A 330-nucleotide genomic window follows, 5' to 3' on the forward strand; every position below is an offset into this window, starting at 1 on the left:
GGGGCGAAGAGGTCCCGACATTCTGGGCGATATAGAAGATACAGTCGGTATTCTGAAAGTCCGAAAGCACGGCCGTTCCCACTGATGCACCGATGCTTTCCGGTAGAGCCACCGACGTGCTTTCGTGACACATGTTCGAGCAGTCGGGCAGGTTGTTGGTGCCGTACAGTCTTGCAAAGCGCTGATTCATGTAGGCCGCCTCAAGCGAGGCGCGGCCCGACGTATAAAAATCAACTTGATGTGGCGTAAGGGCCTGCAGTTCTTTACCGATCTCGGCGAAAGCGGCGTCCCATTCGACCGGCTCGTATTTGTCCGTTTGCGCGTTCCATC

At 56.1% G+C, this 330-nt stretch carries 1 protein-coding gene; it reads right to left on the bottom strand.

Features of this window, described 5'->3' with window-relative positions:
• Positions 1 to 330, bottom strand: a 330-nt coding sequence (locus tag SB659_RS19235) for a molybdopterin-dependent oxidoreductase (RefSeq protein WP_410551548.1), incomplete at both ends; no start/stop codon positions are given.

The sequence above is a fragment of the Arthrobacter sp. SIMBA_036 genome, from assembly GCF_046535135.1.
Classification (GTDB): Bacteria; Actinomycetota; Actinomycetes; order Actinomycetales; family Micrococcaceae; genus Arthrobacter.